Genomic DNA, 16,607 nt, shown 5'->3' with positions numbered 1-16,607 from the left:
ACTATTATTATCTCGTTATTTGATTTTGTGCCATTTGTGCTGGCCCACGATTTTTGCATGGAACTTATTGGTTTTATCTGGGATCGATTGGCTGTTTTCGGGTACCTTCACGAAGTCCCAAGCACATATCAAATCCGATTCAGTTCCAGACACTTCAGCAGTCATCAACTGGTCTATTTCTACAGCTGATTTAGCGCTACTCCATAATCGAAATTTCTTTATATATCCCGTCATACCACGATTATTGTCCTCGGGCTCTACAAAAGCCCACATCTTAAGATTGCGGCTATTCGGCTGATATTTTTGTAATACACCCGCTGGATCCTTGATATCGTTAGATTTGGAGAATAATAATTTACCATTGATATACATCTTTAACTGATCCGAGGCCAAGGATTCGTCATAAACAGCTACAAGATGATTCCATTGCCCATAATTGGTTGGATAGGCTGCGCCCCACTCCAATACACGGTCTTGCTGAGGTCCCATTCCAAGCGTCATACGGAGGTTACTTCCCATAAAATTAACCATCCAACCTTGTTTTACACCTTTACCATCATGACTAAAAGTGGCGACAAAATCTCCAATGGCAAACTCAAAAAAACCAGGGTCATATTTGATCCAGGATTCTACGGTAAATTGTCTGGAAGAGCTGAACAAATTAGACTCACCAAAATCGATGTATCCCTTTTTATCAATCCCAAATACCTGTAATTCACCAACAGTACCAGACGATAATGTTTCCTGATAGGAATTTCGAAATGTTTGAATGGCTTTACTAGCGTCGATACAAAAGCTATTCACCTCAAAAGGTAATACAAAATAGCCGGCCTTTGCTTTGGAAATCCCCTCTTTGAGATGGCCTAATGCCTGTTCTAATTCAATGGCGTTCGCTTTAGGATAAGTTCCATCGACTTCACCTATTTTGGCCGTATCCAAAAGAATTTGCATGGTATCCAGATAATTGTTCAGGCAGGAAAGATCAAGCTCCATTGGCCCCTGCTTTTCCTGAACACAGGCGGTAAACAATAACGTACCGCAAAAAATAAGAAGCAGTTTGTTTTTAATCCATTTCATAATCAGATTGGTTATTTTAATATCATTAGAATATGCACATTGCTAAATTGATTTACTGGATTTAGCTTAATTGGCTTTATTCGAAAACAATATTAATGCAAGCTGATTAATTTAGGGGTTAATCAAAGGGTTAATCATTAGAAAAACGCACTAATCCTGATCTAAAAGGGATTCGAAAGATATACTGTAATTAACCTCCATCCATTTATGATATCTCTTTTGAAATTTTTGATATGCCTTTTTAGCTTTGCCCATATCCCCGATTCTCTTCCAAATGTTAATTTCGATCTTCAGTGCTTCAGTGGAAGTTGGATCCGTTTCATAAAGGAAATGGATGAGCTGCAACGCCATCCTCAATTCATTTATAACAATGGCATGTTGAATCTGACGCATAAGAAAATCGCAAATATCTTGTTCCATTTGAGATTTAAGCATATCTAATCCATCAGCACTTTCCTTGGACAGAAATTGTCCACGGCTCAAGATTGTCCACAATTCATTGCTTATTGAATTGCTCTCCATAATGGATTTAAAGTGATAACTATCGATATAAGTTCCGTCTAATTCTACTTTATAATAGGATTTAGCATATACCAATTTAATTCCATTCAGATATTCTAAAGATTTGCGAAGGTGGTTTAGCGTAACGCCTCGAATATTTTTGGCAGCACCATGTTCCTTCTCAGGCCAAAGCAAGCTGCTCAATAGTTCAGATTTGATTCCTTTTTGGGGGTTGTGTAAAAGGAGCAATATCAATAAATGCTTTATTTTTCCTTTGAAAAGATGTGTAATATCCACTCCTTTCGCATCAATAACCTGAAAATCGCCAAAGAGATGGATGCAATTTACTGATGGAAACAGAAAATCATTGGTCAAAAGCAATTCGGCTGAAGGCGGTTTATTGGCTGGACGGTCAATGGGTATTTGATAGGATGACAAGGGTGTTAAAACAGCCTTATTACCTATTTTTCTCTTCCACTTCCAATATAATCCTCCTAGAATAAGAATCACACAACCTATTATCCAAGGGAGAAAGGATATCCGTTTTGATTCTTGTTCACTATTCCAATCACTCGCTGTTAAAACAGGAAGTCTTAATCTATAGATTGTGATCTCTGACCTCACTTCTTCATTATCATAGACCTCAGTCACAGCGTAAAATCTATTCAATGGTTCAAATTGAAAAAGGTTTGCATTGGTTTTTATTTTATCGGACCTTATCGGAATAGAATCGCCCAAAGGCTGATAGGCTGGTTTATCCAATGAAAATTGGTACAACTGGAGAGAAGAACTGGATTCGTATTCGGAATACATCAGGCTGTAGAAGTTCCGTTTGCCATCATAAACCAGTTGTCGTACAGGGATCTTGTTTCTCTCTTCCCATTGAAGCTGCCAGATTTTTTTAACCGACTGCTGGTTGACATCAAATTGATACAGATCATAATAATAGCTACGCCCAAGATTGTTATCTCCTTGTGGATTTCCCATTCCGCCAAAAATGTATAAATGATCGGAACTATCGAGAAAAGAAGAAGTAAAATAGCGGGGATGAATTTTATCACCTTTAACCGACAGCGTGTCCCATGTTCCATTTTGGATATTTAACTTTAGAAAATTTCCATTATAACGTTCGTTTCCAAAACCTCCAAAAATAAGGTAATCTTTTTGCGACAGGAGCTGCCCCGTATGGTGATGGAGCTGCATCGGTAACTGCCTTTTGCTTATGCAAACAAGCTGTGGGTTATCCAGATCTATGCGTACAATGGAACAGCTATCTTGAGGCAAATTATTGACTTCATAGATGTAAAGCTTATTACCGTGAAGGAAGCTATTTCCTAACTGAATCCGAAGTGGAAGATTATGCGGCATTGGATGGACTGATTCCTTGCCAGAATACAGGTCAATAGTGCGAAGGCTGTCCTGTGAAAAAACAATTAGCCGGCCACCACGCTGATCAATTTGATAACCTCCAATAGATTTGAGTTTTATCGTCTTCCATTTTTCCCAGAAAAAGGATTCCGTTGCCATCCAATTCGGATTCAACACCTTTCCAATGGCATTGCCACGGCTATCATGAATAATATCTCCCTGCCGTTCCTTCAATGGGATACTGCAATGTACATCTCCACCAGATAAATAAATATCTTTAATGGTATAATCGGCTACATCGATCGCATAACCATTCTTTCCAAAGATTAGCTGGAGGGGAGCCGCATTGGCTTTCAAACCCGTGATTTCAGAGAGGACGATGCTTTGATCCAACACTTTCCACAATAATTTTTTCCTAGACAGGTCGATATGCAAGTTTACTGAAAACCACTGTTGAATTTTAAGCTGACTTTTATCAAAGACAAGGTGTCCCAAGCTACTTGAACCTTCCAAATTAAGGCTAAATTCAATCTTATCGCCACGAATACTTCGGAGATTCATTGAAATGGCCTGTTCTGAATTGACAAAATTCAATTTAAATATTCCACCTTGATTTGATTTTTCATCAAGCGCCAGGTTAAAAGACAGCTGAAAAGTCCCTTTATTAAATGATTCCAATCCTTTGATTTGGCCGAAAGATATCGCTGCAGCTGATCGATTGTTAATCGGATATGCGTTTCCTTTTATTCTCAGTCCGTTTCCCCATGTGTCCGTAAAAAGAAGCGCGAAACAAATCGCTAAAATATAGTTAAAAAATCCATGGTATATAATCCTTGAAAAACACCCTTTCATGTGGCAAATGGTCAGAGAAATTAATATTAATATCGAATCGATGATTCAGTTATGCTAATCTAGTAACAAAAACTGAAAACTCATACACATCATCTAACACAGATGAATCCAATTCTTATACGTCTAATGGGAGCAGCTTATAATACCTTCGAATCAATTCTATTTTTTGAATTTTATTCCAGTTGCAATATAGAAATTACGATAAATAATTACAGATCCAATTGAATACCTAAATTTGCTATTGTCCCGCTTCCTTTTACATAATAACGGCCTTCATTGGTGGCTCCTCTCACCTCCGCGTGCAGCGGGAAGTAATCATTATTTAGGATATTATTAACTGAAAAAATGAAAGCTAGATTCTTTAATTTATAGCGTGTCTGGAAATCCATCAGACCATAGCCCGAAATCGGATATTTGCCATAATTATATTCAGAAGGTTGAAACACATCCCGTTTCCCCAAATGTAAATACTGCAGATAGACATTCCACCGATCTGTCAATTTGAAATCTGCATTGATATTTACTTTAAAAGGTGAAATAATGGAATTATCCAATTTATCCTTATATTTTCCCTCATTTTTCAAATCTTGTCTACCATCCATATACCCGAGTATAGTACCAAACTTCAACCATTCAACAGGGGTTACATCGACTACAAATTCCAAACCATAAATACGTTGAGGCACCTGAATCAGTTCATAATTACCTGGCGTTGAAGTTTCTGCGAAAGTATTGCCTTTCTTGGAAGAGCTATAGTACCCTGTCAATTGGTAACTTAACATAGCATAGGTTCCATTTAGCCCCAACTCAAAATTATTGACAACTACAGGCTTCGGATCAATTTGACTCAAAGGTACTCCATTCCGTAATACAAGTCCTACATCGCCGATAGAATACCCTTGTGAAAATGATACAAAGGGCTGCAGGTATTTTAATTTATTATACCTTCCTGCCAAGTTGAATACAAATGCGTTTGAGTTGCTCTTATCTCCAGGAGTGACTTTCCCTGCTTTTGTTAGATCTCCTACCTTGAAATCCAAGTTTTCGTATCGCACACCACCTTTTAAGATCCAATATTCAGCCAGGTTAAACTTACTTTGAAGGTATAAGGCACCACTTTTCATGTTCATATCGGGTGTCACTAATCCATCGCTCAACGTTTTTTGAACCGTGTGATCCTTTAAAAGATCTACTCCATAAATTAAAGTTACCTTATTGCTGTTGGATAGATTAAAGGGCGTACTAAAATTTAGTCTGGCTCCCTTATGATCAGAATATGTTTGGTTGTAGCTTTCAAATACCGTGTTCATATCTTCATAATACAGACTCATATTTGCTGAGGTTCTACCAAAGTTACCATCATACTTTACATGAAAAGCTTTATTGTAAGGTGTCCCACCGTTAATCACTCTATCTGAAGGTATCCCTATAGCAGGTTTACTGCCAAACTCCCCCTTAGTGCCAACATATTTACTATCCTGAACACTTCTATAATAGTTCCCCATAAGTTCGATACGATGATTATCGTTAATCTGATAACCAATCTTCGCTAAGGCATTATAACTTTTTGTCTCGCCCAGGCCATAGAATGGACTTACAATGGTACCATCGGAGCTACGTACGACACCTGTTCGCGCAATCTTTCCTTGCACAACATAATCAAACTTGTCTTTCGATCCAGAAAATACTTGTGCCAAATTATACCCGTATGTTTCATCTGGTCTGACCAAGCTTAGGGAATTATTTAAAGAGGTTGAAGAATGAAAACTCCTATCTGTCTTTGGCTTTTTTGTTATGTAATTAATTATACCACCAGCCGCGCCATTTCCATACATTGCAGAAGCACCATTGATGACCTCAATATGGTCAATTGCGCTAGCGTCTATCGTCTTCATATCTCTTCCACCATTTCTTAATGGAGTCGATTGAGGAATTCCATCAATAAGTACCAAAAAATTCCGACCACGTATTTTAGCAATAAAATTGTTTTGGCTTTCCTCACTGGGAGAGATACTGGGCACTTTCTGCATTAAAATATTGGGTAGGTTGTCATTTATCAGACGTTGATCTTCTAAGGTCTTACCTCCGATATAGGTAATTGATGATGGCACTTCGTCAATACTTTCAGCCAGTCGGCTCGCCGTTACGACAACTTCATTCAAATGATTACTTGTTTGCTCCATGACAAAGTCTGGAAGCTCCAGGGTTTCCCGTTCCAGTGCGATCTGCGATTTGATTTCTTGAAAACCAATATGCTTTACGGTCATGGAGTGAATTCCTTTAGGAATCTTTGAAAAAATAAAATTCCCTTCATGATCAGTCTTGGTGCTATTTATACCGTCAATATTGATATACACATTGGACAAACCTTTCCCTTCTGAATTTTTCACCTTGCCCTTAATTGTCCCCGATTCTTGATCATTACCATTTTTCTTAACAGCAATCGGTCTTTCCCTTGAAAAACTTATTGCTGGAATTATGGAAAAACTTAAAACCAATAGACTGCTCGCCAATGTTGTTTTTTGGGTAATAAACCAAGATCTGTTGTTGTTTTCACGTGTTGAAGGTATTAAAAAAATCACTCGTCCTGTCCGCATATTGATATCTGTCTATTTCCAAACCTTTCTATCTGGGAAAGCATGTTCTGAAAAAGATATAATTACTATTTAGACTAATTATCATTAACAGCAAATATAGTAAAGTTAGGAAATACTTAAAGCTAAAAATTTAGAATATGAGCCCATTATCGACACAAGAAACAATTTCTCGATTACAACTCGCAAGCGTTATCCCCATTTCTTAATGTTTACTATTTCGTTGAAAAACAAAATATATAATGATTCCACTCATGCAAATTAAAATGGATCCCAGAAAAAATGGCACTCCCGAAAATTGAAATAGCGCTTTATCCTGTGTAAAATAGTAGAATGAGTTTGTCATTACAGGAGGTCCAATAATAGATGTTGCACTTACCAAACTTGCCAACACTCCCTGAAGTTCACCTTGTTCATTTAAAGGAATACTCTTGCTAATAATGGATTGCAGTGCGGGTCCACAGATTCCGCCGAAAGAATATGGGATAAGGAAAACAAACATCATCCATCCTTCACTAGCGAATGCGAATAGCATAAGACCGATCGCATAAAAGAGTAATCCAAAATATACACTTTTCTCGTCGCCTAATTTAGGGTTTACCCATCTTATTAAAAACCCCTGTACTAATCCAAGCAATAATCCGAGCAACCCAAGTGATAAGCCAACCGTCCGTTCTGTCCAACTAAACTTATACATGGTAAAGAAATACCAATTACTCTGCACGGCGTGAAGAGCGATATAGACCAAAATCAAGGCAACAACAAGGCGCGCTATTTTCGATTGTTTTTTCAGAAAATTAAATGTTCCAATAGGATTCGCACGTTTCCAATCAAATGGTCGTCGTTTATCCTTATCTAAACTTTCCGGCAGGAAAAACCACCCATAGAGAAAATTTACTAGGCATAATAAAGCGGCGGCATAAAAGGGTACTCGAGCGCCGTAATATCCAAGTAAACCACCGATTACCGGGCCCAAGATAAACCCCATACCAAAAGCTGCGCCTATTAAACCAAAATTTTTGGTTCTATCTTCATCCGTGGATATATCAGCGATGTATGCACTAGCGGTTGAAATACTAGCCCCAGTCAGCCCAGCAATGATTCTTCCCAAAAAGAGCCAACTGATAGATGGCGCCAATGCTAATAATATATAGTCGATGGCAAATCCAAAAAGAGAAATTAAGATAATTGGGCGTCTACCATATTTATCACTGAGATTGCCCACTATAGGCGCACATATAAATTGTGTAACAGCATAAGCAAAGCCGAGCCATCCTCCATATTTTGCTGCTTCGCTAAGGTCTCCATGAATAAGTTCTGCAATGAGTTTAGGAACAACTGGAAGAATAATGCCCCAACCTGTAATATCAATCAACAGGGTAATAAATATAAACCCGATAGCTGCTTTTTTTCCTGTATTTTTCATGCCGTAAAATTAAACAGACGGGAAAAGGAGCTATTGACAATTTAATGGTGTTTACGTACCATTTGAAAGCTAATTCTACTTGAAAATCTGTAAATGCCTTCGATAGTTAAACGAATACCATCTATCACACGTTTCGATAAGTTGTTGGTGACAAACCAACAATTCGTTTGAAGTATCTGCAAAAGACGCTTGTTTCTTCAAAATGAAGTTCATTACTGATTTCTTTGATTGATAAATTAGAAGATTTTAATAATGTTTTAGCATGTAGAATTGTGATATGATCAATCCATTGTAATGCAGATCTTCCAGTTTTCTGTTTGAGGAAAGTTGAAAGATATTGAGGTGTTAAATGTAGTTTTTCAGCGTAAAATACAACACTTCTTTGTTGCCCGGCATACGTTGAAACAAGCAGATAAAATTCATCGATAATCTCATGCGTACGGCTTTTCACCAAATTTTTGTTATTTGGTAATTTAGAATAGACTTCAGAAATCATACTAACAAGCACCATGACGAGATGCCGTAGCATTTGTGTCTTATTGGGACTTGCTTTTTTATGGTAGAAGTTTTGTATAAGGGTCAATAATTCATTTTGGAGTTTAATTTCTTCCGATTGAAGTCTAATAACTGGCTGCCATCTTATTTGATTGTTCATGACAAACTCCCGTAGAACAGGAAATTCTGTAATGAAATCCAATGAAAGACCGATTGTTATAATTTCAGCATCTTCACTCAATGATTTTGTGTCGATCATCACTTGTGGCTGCAAAATAGCAATGTCCCCTTTGTTTACTTCATATTCTAAGAAATGGATTTGAGATTTCATAGATCCCTGTACCATAAAACCTAATAATAAACCATCAAATATGCGGCTATGACTTGTATACTTCTTCCCAGGGCCATGTCGTTGACTAAGAATAACTATGCCTTCCGTCTTTTTTGAAAGGTCAAGATTATACAATTGATAGACATTATCCAAAGTTATTAATAGGGCCATGTTCAAATGTCGTTAAAAAAAAACAGCATAACATGTGTTTTTCATCACTTTTACCATTTTCCCAAGGGAATCAACGTCCTAAGTCGTAGAAATTGAATAAAAAGCCGTTATACTAATGTAAAACGGCTTTTTTTATAAGTTTTCTTATCAAGTTACAAAATTACGAAACGATTCTATTTAGATATTGTTCTTCAATAAAGAATAATATTATATGGAAGACCTATTATATTCGGTAGCTATTAGCGTAATGATTGTTTGGGCAGTTACTTTTGTGGGCGGATTCATAACAGAAGATTTTATTCATATTCTTTTAATCATTGCAGCTATAGCATTTATATTTCGCGCAATAAAGGGTATTAGTAATTCTAAAGTGCACCAACCTCAACAATAAGTCAAAGCTATTCGTAAACAAATAGACCGGCAATAAAAATGACAATCCCAAACCAATTAAATCAAAATCAATGGTACGATAGGTATACGAAGAAGAGCGACTTCGACTCCTGTCAAAGAATTTTGGAGGCTTTATGTGGCCACACGAAAATGAGGTATGGCATGATACGTAGGAAAATTGGCCGTAAATGGGGGAATTGGTGCGTTTATGACTATCACTCTCAGAAGATCGTCAATAAAAACAGTGAAAACTACGTTAAAATATATCAGGAAATAAGGAAAGGTTTCTCACCTATTTACATTGACGATAGCGAGCAATGTTCTGTCGACGAATGGACACAAGTTCTTCATGAATTCGGTTTAAAAAGCTATATCTCTTATCCGATTATTAACAAAAATAATTCTATTGTTGGACACTTGAGTTTCATGAATGCGGAACCCGTACACTTCGACCCAATTAAATTGGAGACGTTGCTCCCTGTTTGCAGTGATTTGATTGCAATAGATTTTAAAACTGCAATTGAACGTAGAAATACGAGAAAAAAATTAGAACAGGAACTTAGTTATTCCAAAAACAGAGAACTCGTTTTATCGTCTTTGGCCCATGACTTAAATAATCCTGTCAGCATCGTAAAAGTGATTTCGCAATATCTTGGCGCAAACATTAAAGATGAAAGTCAAAAAAAATTAATAAAGAAAATAGAAGAGGCTTCATCACGGGTAAAAGGTGTGATAGATGATATTTTAGATTTCAGTAGTATCCGTCTTCAAGACAGGCTAATTAGAATTAATGATCATTACCGCATGGATTCATTGATTAAGCAAATCTTATCGGAATTTGAAGTATTACACAATAGGGCACTAATCGCCAACATCAACCTTCCAGTTGATGTACCTTGTGATCATCAGAAAATGGGGCGGGCTTTCGCTAATTTAATTGGAAATGCTATAAAACATGGTAATCCTCATGAAAATATCGAAATAAATGCATGCATTCAAAAAGAAAATTTCATTTTTAGTGTTACAAATGAGGTCGCCTATCCTCAATATTCAGATCTTACAGATCTATTTAAGCCTTTCGTAAAAGGAGTCAATAGTAATGGGCTCGGATTAGGATTATTTATTGTGAGTGAAATAGTAAAAATTCATAAGGGAAAAATAGTCGTAAATTTAAAAGACAATAAAATTACGTTTAAACTAATGATCCCCATAAATTCAACTACAGTTGTTCAATAATAAAGTATGGACAATGATTTCAACGAGCATTAGTTTTCGCTGAGATACTTTATTCAAGAGAAAAAGGGTGCGCTAATCACACCCTTAATCTTATCAGGTATCTTAGGTATTGGGTACCGGTGCGTGTTCTTCAATAAGTTTATCATGTTTTAACTCTTTCCAAAAGTCGGCGGGAATCTTGGCCTCAAAGGAATGTGCATTTTGCACGGCCTGCTCAGCGGTATGTGCTCCGGGTATAACACCGGACACTGTTTCGGGAGCGGCTGCAAATTGCAATGCTGCTGTACGGAGATCCACAGCATGATTTTTCGCGACCTGTTGCAAAGCATTTAGCTTTTCTTTAACACCGGCAGGAAACTTCCCATCATAGAGATAACGATCTTTACCCGATAAAAATCCAGCACATAATGGCGCTCCTACAATAATGGAAATATCTCTTTCAGCAACTTTCGGGAAAATCTGATTCAGTTCATCGTCATGTTTAATCAATGAATACTGGCAGGCTGAGAGAAAAATATCTGGATCGGCAACTTCCAATGTCTGTAAGATAGGCGCAATGGTATTAACTCCCAGTCCCCAACCTTTAATAACTCCCTCTTCTCGCATCTTAGTCAATTCGGGCATTGCTCCGTGAATAGCTTGCTCAAAATAATGTGTATAGCTGTCTTTCATATCTCCATTGTCAGGTGAAAGATCATGAATAAATACCACATCAATGTAAGATAATCCCAAGCGCTGTAGACTATCTTCGATACTTCTTCTCACTCCTGAAGCGCTATAATCATATTGGTAAGCAAAATTTAATTTTCCTTTCCATAACGATTGCTCCATTTTAAAATCCTCCCGTGGCAACATTAATCGGCCTACTTTTGTTGACAGCGTAAAACTTTCTCGAGGCTGATCTTTTAAAAATAAGCCCATCCTACGTTCGCTGATACCCAAACCATACCATGGCGAGGTGTCAAACAATCGTATCCCTGCATTCCAGGCGGCTTCGACTGCCTTTAAGCATTCGACATCTGAGTTGTGCTGAAATCCATTTCCCAATGCCACTCCGCCAAATCCAGCTTTGTTGGCGGGACGGAATCTTTTCTTTTGTATTAAATTTTCGGTTGTTACCATCTTATAGTGTTTTATTACTCGCTATTATTTATGTTCGCTTGTCTGCCTGGCCGCAAGTTCATCATGTGCAGTCAGGTCAAGACGTAAGGGGGTAATAGAAACCAAATTGTGTTCTACTGCCCAGCGATCAGTACCCTTTTCAGCAGGTTCTAATGGCACTACTGTGATCCAATAGTTTTTCCTTGCCATAGGATCCTCTCCAGGCACCACACGGCCATCATATAAACGTACTGATTGTCTTGTCCAGGAAAGCCCTTGAGGTTTAGGCGGAAAATTCACATTATAAAGAGCAGGGCCCTTATTTTTCAGTAATATCTTGAGCACCTCGATTGTCCACCGAGATAGCCCTTCAAAATCAGGTTCTGTCTTTCCAACAGGTGTACTCAATGCAATACCCGTAATCCCGAGCAATGTTGCCTGCTTTGCCGCAGCCAATGTTCCTGAGTGCCATATTGAATTGCCTAGGTTTGGTCCCATATTAATACCTGAAAGCACAACCTGCGTATCTGGAAACATATGTAAACCCAAGGCCACACAATCTGCCGGCGTTCCATTGACCCTAAAGGCATCAATATTTGCAAAAGTAACAGGCGCACGCCGATAGCTTAAGGGCCGGGAATGCGTTATAGCGTGACCCATTGACGACTGCTCAACATCGGGTGCCACAATCTTTACCGTTCCAAACTCTCTCGCCGTCTGTGCCAGTGCCGCAATCCCCGGTGAATAGATACCATCGTCATTGGTGATAAGTATATTCATAACTGTCCTTTTCTATGAAAACCAATCTCAAGCATGCTTTGTTCTGCTGTTATGAAAGAACAGGGCAAAAATATCAGGTTAGTACACAATCCTGCTGCTGGAGATGACTCGAATGGAGACAAAGACCAACTATGTCAATTGATTGAAGATCTTGGCCACAATTGCACCGTAGTAACAAAAAAAGATGCTGTCAAAAAGATCGACCCACAGACGGATATCATCGCCTTGGCCGGCGGTGATGGCACCATAAGAATGACCATTATGGGGCTATTGGAAAAAAAACTAAGATTTAAGAGGCCGATCGCCATATTACCACAAGGCACTGCAAACAATATTGCTATTTCTCTCGGTATTCCTCTCGACTGTGAAAAAGCTATTGGTCTTTGGAGAGACGCTCTACTTAAAAAATTCGATGTAGGGATGGTCATAGGATTAGAAAAAAAACCTCTATATTTTATTGAATCTATCGGTTTTGGGGTATTTCCTACACTAATAAAAAAAATGGATAAAAAAAAAACGGAAGATCTTAGTGCAGAAGATGAAATCAAAACTGCACTAAGACAGCTCCGCAAACTGGTGGAAACATTTCCCGCTACCACACTGAGACTTACAGTAGCTGGAAATAACTATGAAAAAGAGTGCATACTGGTTGAGATCATGAATATACCAAGCATCGGACCGAGGCTAGTGCTTGCTGCTGATGCTGATCCTGGTGATGGACAGTTTGATATCATCATTGTCACTGTCGATCAACGTCAGGAACTTATAAACTATATCGATGGACTATTGAATGGAACAAACGTCGAATTTAAAATAATACCTATCCGGACGAGTCGATTAGCAATGGAATGGGAAGGCAAAGAAATACACATCGATGATGAGCGCAAGAGTTACTTTGGCCAACAATTGAAGCTTACCTTGCTGCATGGTATAGTTGAAATTATCACAGGCAATAAATAAGATACGATTTCAGCCAACGATAATGGTTCGAAAAATGTTCTCTTTTAAAAAACGCGTTAAAATGAACAGATCAAAAAACATAAATAATAAACTAGGTATGGTGGTTCTTCTCATGACTGCTATCCCAAATCCGGATCCACGTGAGCCAAGCCCAGACTTGTCCGAGTCAGAGGAAGAGAAGGCATCTAAAGAAGAAGAAGAAGAGGGCCGTAACACCAATCTATCTGGTCTCAAAGACGATCGCACCCATAACAAGGAGGAAGCACAGGCCGAACAGAAAGAAAAAGATGACAAAGACAAACCCGACCTTTCTGGTGACATCAATGTTTAGATCATAGCAAAATGACCCTATATCTTTACGTGGGGCGTTTCCGTGGGGGCATATACCTCTCGGCATCGAAACATCGCGGGCAACCATAATATTAAGTCCCTTAACCTTTTCGAGGTGGGAAGAAAAACAGTTTTGGATTTATTTTAAAATAGATCCAAACAGCCTTTCCCATTTTAATCAATTCTTTTGACGATAAATTTCGCGACCGGAAGGCTAACATCAAGGATAGCGAAAAGCTGACCATAAAATTAAAGAACCCTATAATTCCAATTCCTAGAATGCCCCAAACCCATATGTCGGTAGAGAGCTCCATCCCATGACCGAATAAGCCCAGGGCCAAATTTCCACTAGCAAATGTAATATGCCTAATATCAAGATTTAAACCTAAAAAAAGTCCAATGGAAGCTGTTGAACCCATAAAGATCCCGAACCACACGTTAGACACAATTCCTGCCCATTTTTTTTCATAAAACGAAGCTATCTTGTTTGTTTTTGCTTGTCCAAATATTTTTTTCAACATGGGGTGTTCCTGAATACGATAATATACCGAGTTATGCTTGTCCCGATTTGAAATACTGCCGGCAATAATTCCAGAAAGAAATAAAAAAACACCTGCAATAGAGGCATGCAAGATCAAGGGCGTCTTTATCGGATTGAGGTCATTGACCAGATGCAACCACTTGGCACTCGCAATATTGACCTGAAACAATTGTTGAATCGCCCAAACAAGAAAAAGACTCATCGGAAAAGCCATCAAAACATTACCAACAAAAGCAATAAACTGAGACCGAAATAATCGTGCAAATAATTCAGCAAATATCCAATACCGATGCTTGTTGGTCCCCTGTTCGGCAATCCTCTGCTCAATTGCGTTGACCAATGCTGAAGCTGTCATTGCAGGTTGTTTGGTGGCTAAGGTAGCACCAAAGAGATAAATTAACGTAAAGCCAACAGCATAATTCAGGCTATATAAAAATGCATGACCAAACTCACTGCTGTGTACCTTACCTAATAATAATTTAACGATGCACATTACGCCCACAATGAGGCCGCCACCGCAGGCAGAACGGAACATTTTCCAATATTCCTGCCAACTTGAAGTAATATAATGTTCTCCAGTTTGTGCAGTATGATGCGTAATCTCGTAGGCTAAAAGCTGTGTACTCTGCCCAACCAATTTGCGAATATTGCTTTTTCGGGAATTGTATCCAATAAGTGTCATTGCCAGTGCAATCGTCTTTTCCTTTTTTTCTTCCGGATGATCAATCACTAAAAAAAGCAAGATTTCTCGGATCCTTTCAAGTTGTTGCCGCATGCGCAAAAGTGATTGATTAACCTTTATGGAAATTCCGAAACGATGTGAATTATCGAAGGCAGTTTCAATATACGATTCGCATTGCTTATGAAGTACCAAAATTTGTTTATAAGTCAGATCATCCGAAGAGATAAACTTATTGTCCGACTGCAAAATACGATCATTCAATTCGGTGAATTCCCGCATAATGGCTATAAATGGACTATCAAAATTTTGAAACTCAGGTACCATCTTATTTACATCCGTTTCCATTGCACGCCCCGTAATGCGTTGAACCAACAGTTCCAACCCATACAATATTTCGATCATTCCAAAACCAGTTTCATCATCATAAATTGTTTCGAATCCACATAAACGAAAGAGTTCATCGACCTGCTCTTGCGAAACCGTAGCAATCCAATCAGCATCACGAGGTTTATAAAAAACCTGATTTAATATATATTGCAAAGTAGACTTGGATGGCTGAAAAGGTAAGTATCGCTCGGCGATCCTTTTTTTAAGTTCGTAAAAAAAATCCGCATAGCTGATAATTCCTGTATCTGAAATCAATTGATCAAAATCTTTACTAGCCAGAATTCTTTTTAAATAAAGCTGAAAGCTTTCCAGCTCCTTAGGTGCGGCATGGAGATAGTCCAGCAAAAATTGAATATCGATCTTATAGAGCAGATTGGTATGCTTGGGACGAATGATATCCACTAGTAGAACCAAAAAATCGACGCTTACATAAGACGAGTCTTCCAATTGAGTTTTATATCGTATAAACAAACTGCTTACCTGCTGCTCTTTATCCTGTTCTTTTTTCATAAATCATAAAATCCCTAATTTAGATACCAAATTTAGCTACATTTTGTTTTTTTAAACTGAAAGAATAACACGCTACATTGTGTCAGATAGCCACTTGATTAGATGATTTTGATCATTTTGCAGCCCTTTTCATTTTCATAATTTTATAGCCAAGGAATTATAAATCAAAAGTTAAGCCCAACGTAAAAAAAACAAAAATGAAAAACTACGATAAAGTAAAGTCCGCAAAATTATGTTACGAACATATCGGCGGAAAACTCGGCCAACTCTTATTGGAGGCGTTAATAGCAAAAGGCTGGCTAGCAAAAAAAGATCCCAGCGATAAAGACCTCTATATTACCGAACTCGGAGAATCCCAATTGACAGCATTTGGTGTTGACTTATCACAAATTAAAGCGTAACCATCATGAACTTACTCTTAGATTACGACAATTTCTTTCTACCAGCAGAGGACCTGGAGAGCGCCAAGGAATTTTATGGAAATCAACTTGGTCTTGAAACTAAATTCGATTTTTCGGATAAGGGAATGATTGCGTTCAAAATAGGCAAAAATGAACCTGCAATCATTCTTAGTACAGTACAACATACCAAACCGACTATTTGGTTTACTGTTGACGATGTGAAAACTACATGTGAATATTTAAAGGAAAAGGGAGTCGTATTTCTAAGCGAGCCATTTGAGATCATGACGGGTTTAGCGGTTGAATTTAATGATCCATTCGGAAACAAACTTGGAATAACAGATTATTCCAAATCAACTAAAGTTTAATGAGTAGACATTCCAACTGAACGTTTTATATTCATAAACAGGGTTTTATTTTTTTTCAGGCAGATACCATGACTATGCAAATGAACATTTAAGTATATTCGTATAA

General features: G+C 38.0%; 14 protein-coding genes. 6 read left to right on the top strand and 8 right to left on the bottom strand.

Annotated features, from left to right (window positions below; translation table 11 throughout):
* Window positions 1–15 precede the first annotated feature (15 nt).
* The 5 genes from AACH28_RS22815 to AACH28_RS22795 form a co-directional block, all read right to left on the bottom strand.
* Window positions 16–1,077, bottom strand: coding sequence for a LamG domain-containing protein (locus tag AACH28_RS22815; protein WP_341831601.1), 1,062 nt, complete (start codon window positions 1,075–1,077; stop codon window positions 16–18).
* 150 nt (window positions 1,078–1,227) lie between these two features.
* Window positions 1,228–3,624 carry a hypothetical protein gene (locus AACH28_RS22810; RefSeq protein WP_341831600.1) on the bottom strand — a complete coding sequence of 799 codons (2,397 nt, stop codon included), beginning with the start codon at window positions 3,622–3,624 and terminating at the stop codon, window positions 1,228–1,230.
* A gap of 383 nt (window positions 3,625–4,007) precedes the next feature.
* Window positions 4,008–6,395, bottom strand: a complete 2,388-nt coding sequence (locus AACH28_RS22805) for a TonB-dependent receptor (RefSeq protein WP_341831599.1) — start codon at window positions 6,393–6,395, stop codon at window positions 4,008–4,010.
* Between the two features lie 202 nt (window positions 6,396–6,597).
* Entirely contained in the window at window positions 6,598–7,818 is a 1,221-nt protein-coding gene (locus AACH28_RS22800) for a TCR/Tet family MFS transporter (RefSeq protein ID WP_341831598.1), read from the bottom strand.
* A 124-nt stretch (window positions 7,819–7,942) separates the two neighbouring features.
* Entirely contained in the window at window positions 7,943–8,815 is an 873-nt protein-coding gene (locus AACH28_RS22795) for a helix-turn-helix domain-containing protein (RefSeq protein ID WP_341831597.1), read from the bottom strand.
* A gap of 211 nt (window positions 8,816–9,026) precedes the next feature.
* Between AACH28_RS22795 and AACH28_RS22790 the strand changes: the two genes are divergently transcribed.
* Together AACH28_RS22790 and AACH28_RS22785 are read left to right on the top strand one after the other, a co-directional pair.
* Window positions 9,027–9,206: a lmo0937 family membrane protein gene (locus tag AACH28_RS22790; protein WP_075993737.1), complete on the top strand. Its 180-nt coding sequence runs from the start codon at window positions 9,027–9,029 to the stop codon at window positions 9,204–9,206.
* Window positions 9,207–9,244: 38 nt separating this feature from the next.
* Window positions 9,245–10,441 carry a GAF domain-containing sensor histidine kinase gene (locus tag AACH28_RS22785; RefSeq protein ID WP_341831596.1) on the top strand — a complete coding sequence of 399 codons (1,197 nt, stop codon included), beginning with the start codon at window positions 9,245–9,247 and terminating at the stop codon, window positions 10,439–10,441.
* 102 nt (window positions 10,442–10,543) lie between these two features.
* On the opposite strand, the gene AACH28_RS22780 is transcribed toward AACH28_RS22785, so the two are convergent.
* Window positions 10,544–11,563: an aldo/keto reductase gene (locus AACH28_RS22780; protein WP_341831595.1), complete on the bottom strand. Its 1,020-nt coding sequence runs from the start codon at window positions 11,561–11,563 to the stop codon at window positions 10,544–10,546.
* A 24-nt stretch (window positions 11,564–11,587) separates the two neighbouring features.
* Window positions 11,588–12,322 (bottom strand): 5'/3'-nucleotidase SurE, encoded by a 735-nt coding sequence (gene surE / locus AACH28_RS22775; RefSeq protein ID WP_341831594.1) that lies wholly within the window; start codon window positions 12,320–12,322, stop codon window positions 11,588–11,590.
* Window positions 12,323–12,355: 33 nt separating this feature from the next.
* Between surE and AACH28_RS22770 the strand changes: the two genes are divergently transcribed.
* Both AACH28_RS22770 and AACH28_RS22765 read left to right on the top strand, forming a co-directional pair.
* Window positions 12,356–13,282, top strand: a complete 927-nt coding sequence (locus tag AACH28_RS22770) for a diacylglycerol kinase family protein (protein ID WP_341831593.1) — start codon at window positions 12,356–12,358, stop codon at window positions 13,280–13,282.
* A 61-nt stretch (window positions 13,283–13,343) separates the two neighbouring features.
* Window positions 13,344–13,613 (top strand): hypothetical protein, encoded by a 270-nt coding sequence (locus tag AACH28_RS22765; protein ID WP_341831592.1) that lies wholly within the window; start codon window positions 13,344–13,346, stop codon window positions 13,611–13,613.
* Between the two features lie 100 nt (window positions 13,614–13,713).
* Here AACH28_RS22765 and AACH28_RS22760 read toward each other — a convergent pair whose 3' ends face one another.
* Entirely contained in the window at window positions 13,714–15,732 is a 2,019-nt protein-coding gene (locus AACH28_RS22760) for a hypothetical protein (RefSeq protein WP_341831591.1), read from the bottom strand.
* Window positions 15,733–15,929: 197 nt separating this feature from the next.
* Here AACH28_RS22760 and AACH28_RS22755 point away from each other — a divergent pair, with 197 nt between their 5' ends.
* Both AACH28_RS22755 and AACH28_RS22750 read left to right on the top strand, forming a co-directional pair.
* Complete coding sequence (locus AACH28_RS22755; protein ID WP_075993744.1) at window positions 15,930–16,133, top strand: ArsR family transcriptional regulator; 204 nt, start codon at window positions 15,930–15,932, stop codon at window positions 16,131–16,133.
* A 5-nt stretch (window positions 16,134–16,138) separates the two neighbouring features.
* Window positions 16,139–16,501 (top strand): VOC family protein, encoded by a 363-nt coding sequence (locus AACH28_RS22750; RefSeq protein WP_205400694.1) that lies wholly within the window; start codon window positions 16,139–16,141, stop codon window positions 16,499–16,501.
* The last annotated feature ends 106 nt before the right edge of the window (window positions 16,502–16,607 follow it).

It is taken from the genome of Sphingobacterium thalpophilum, assembly GCF_038396785.1.
Classification (GTDB): domain Bacteria; phylum Bacteroidota; class Bacteroidia; order Sphingobacteriales; family Sphingobacteriaceae; genus Sphingobacterium; species Sphingobacterium thalpophilum_A.
This window is presented reverse-complemented; position numbering and strand designations above follow the sequence as displayed.

Excerpts from the sequence above, each read along its gene's own strand:
- AACH28_RS22815 (WP_341831601.1), bottom strand. The coding sequence starts at position 1,077 with ATGAAATGGATTAAAAACAAACTGCTTCTTATTTTTTGCGGTACGTTA.
- AACH28_RS22805 (WP_341831599.1), bottom strand. The coding sequence starts at position 6,395 with ATGCGGACAGGACGAGTGATTTTTTTAATACCTTCAACACGTGAAAAC.
- AACH28_RS22800 (WP_341831598.1), bottom strand. The coding sequence starts at position 7,818 with ATGAAAAATACAGGAAAAAAAGCAGCTATCGGGTTTATATTTATTACC.
- AACH28_RS22795 (WP_341831597.1), bottom strand. The coding sequence starts at position 8,815 with ATGGCCCTATTAATAACTTTGGATAATGTCTATCAATTGTATAATCTT.
- AACH28_RS22790 (WP_075993737.1), top strand. The coding sequence starts at position 9,027 with ATGGAAGACCTATTATATTCGGTAGCTATTAGCGTAATGATTGTTTGG.
- AACH28_RS22785 (WP_341831596.1), top strand. The coding sequence starts at position 9,245 with ATGACAATCCCAAACCAATTAAATCAAAATCAATGGTACGATAGGTAT.
- AACH28_RS22780 (WP_341831595.1), bottom strand. The coding sequence starts at position 11,563 with ATGGTAACAACCGAAAATTTAATACAAAAGAAAAGATTCCGTCCCGCC.
- surE (WP_341831594.1), bottom strand. The coding sequence starts at position 12,322 with ATGAATATACTTATCACCAATGACGATGGTATCTATTCACCGGGGATT.
- AACH28_RS22770 (WP_341831593.1), top strand. The coding sequence starts at position 12,356 with ATGCTTTGTTCTGCTGTTATGAAAGAACAGGGCAAAAATATCAGGTTA.
- AACH28_RS22765 (WP_341831592.1), top strand. The coding sequence starts at position 13,344 with ATGAACAGATCAAAAAACATAAATAATAAACTAGGTATGGTGGTTCTT.
- AACH28_RS22760 (WP_341831591.1), bottom strand. The coding sequence starts at position 15,732 with ATGAAAAAAGAACAGGATAAAGAGCAGCAGGTAAGCAGTTTGTTTATA.
- AACH28_RS22755 (WP_075993744.1), top strand. The coding sequence starts at position 15,930 with ATGAAAAACTACGATAAAGTAAAGTCCGCAAAATTATGTTACGAACAT.
- AACH28_RS22750 (WP_205400694.1), top strand. The coding sequence starts at position 16,139 with ATGAACTTACTCTTAGATTACGACAATTTCTTTCTACCAGCAGAGGAC.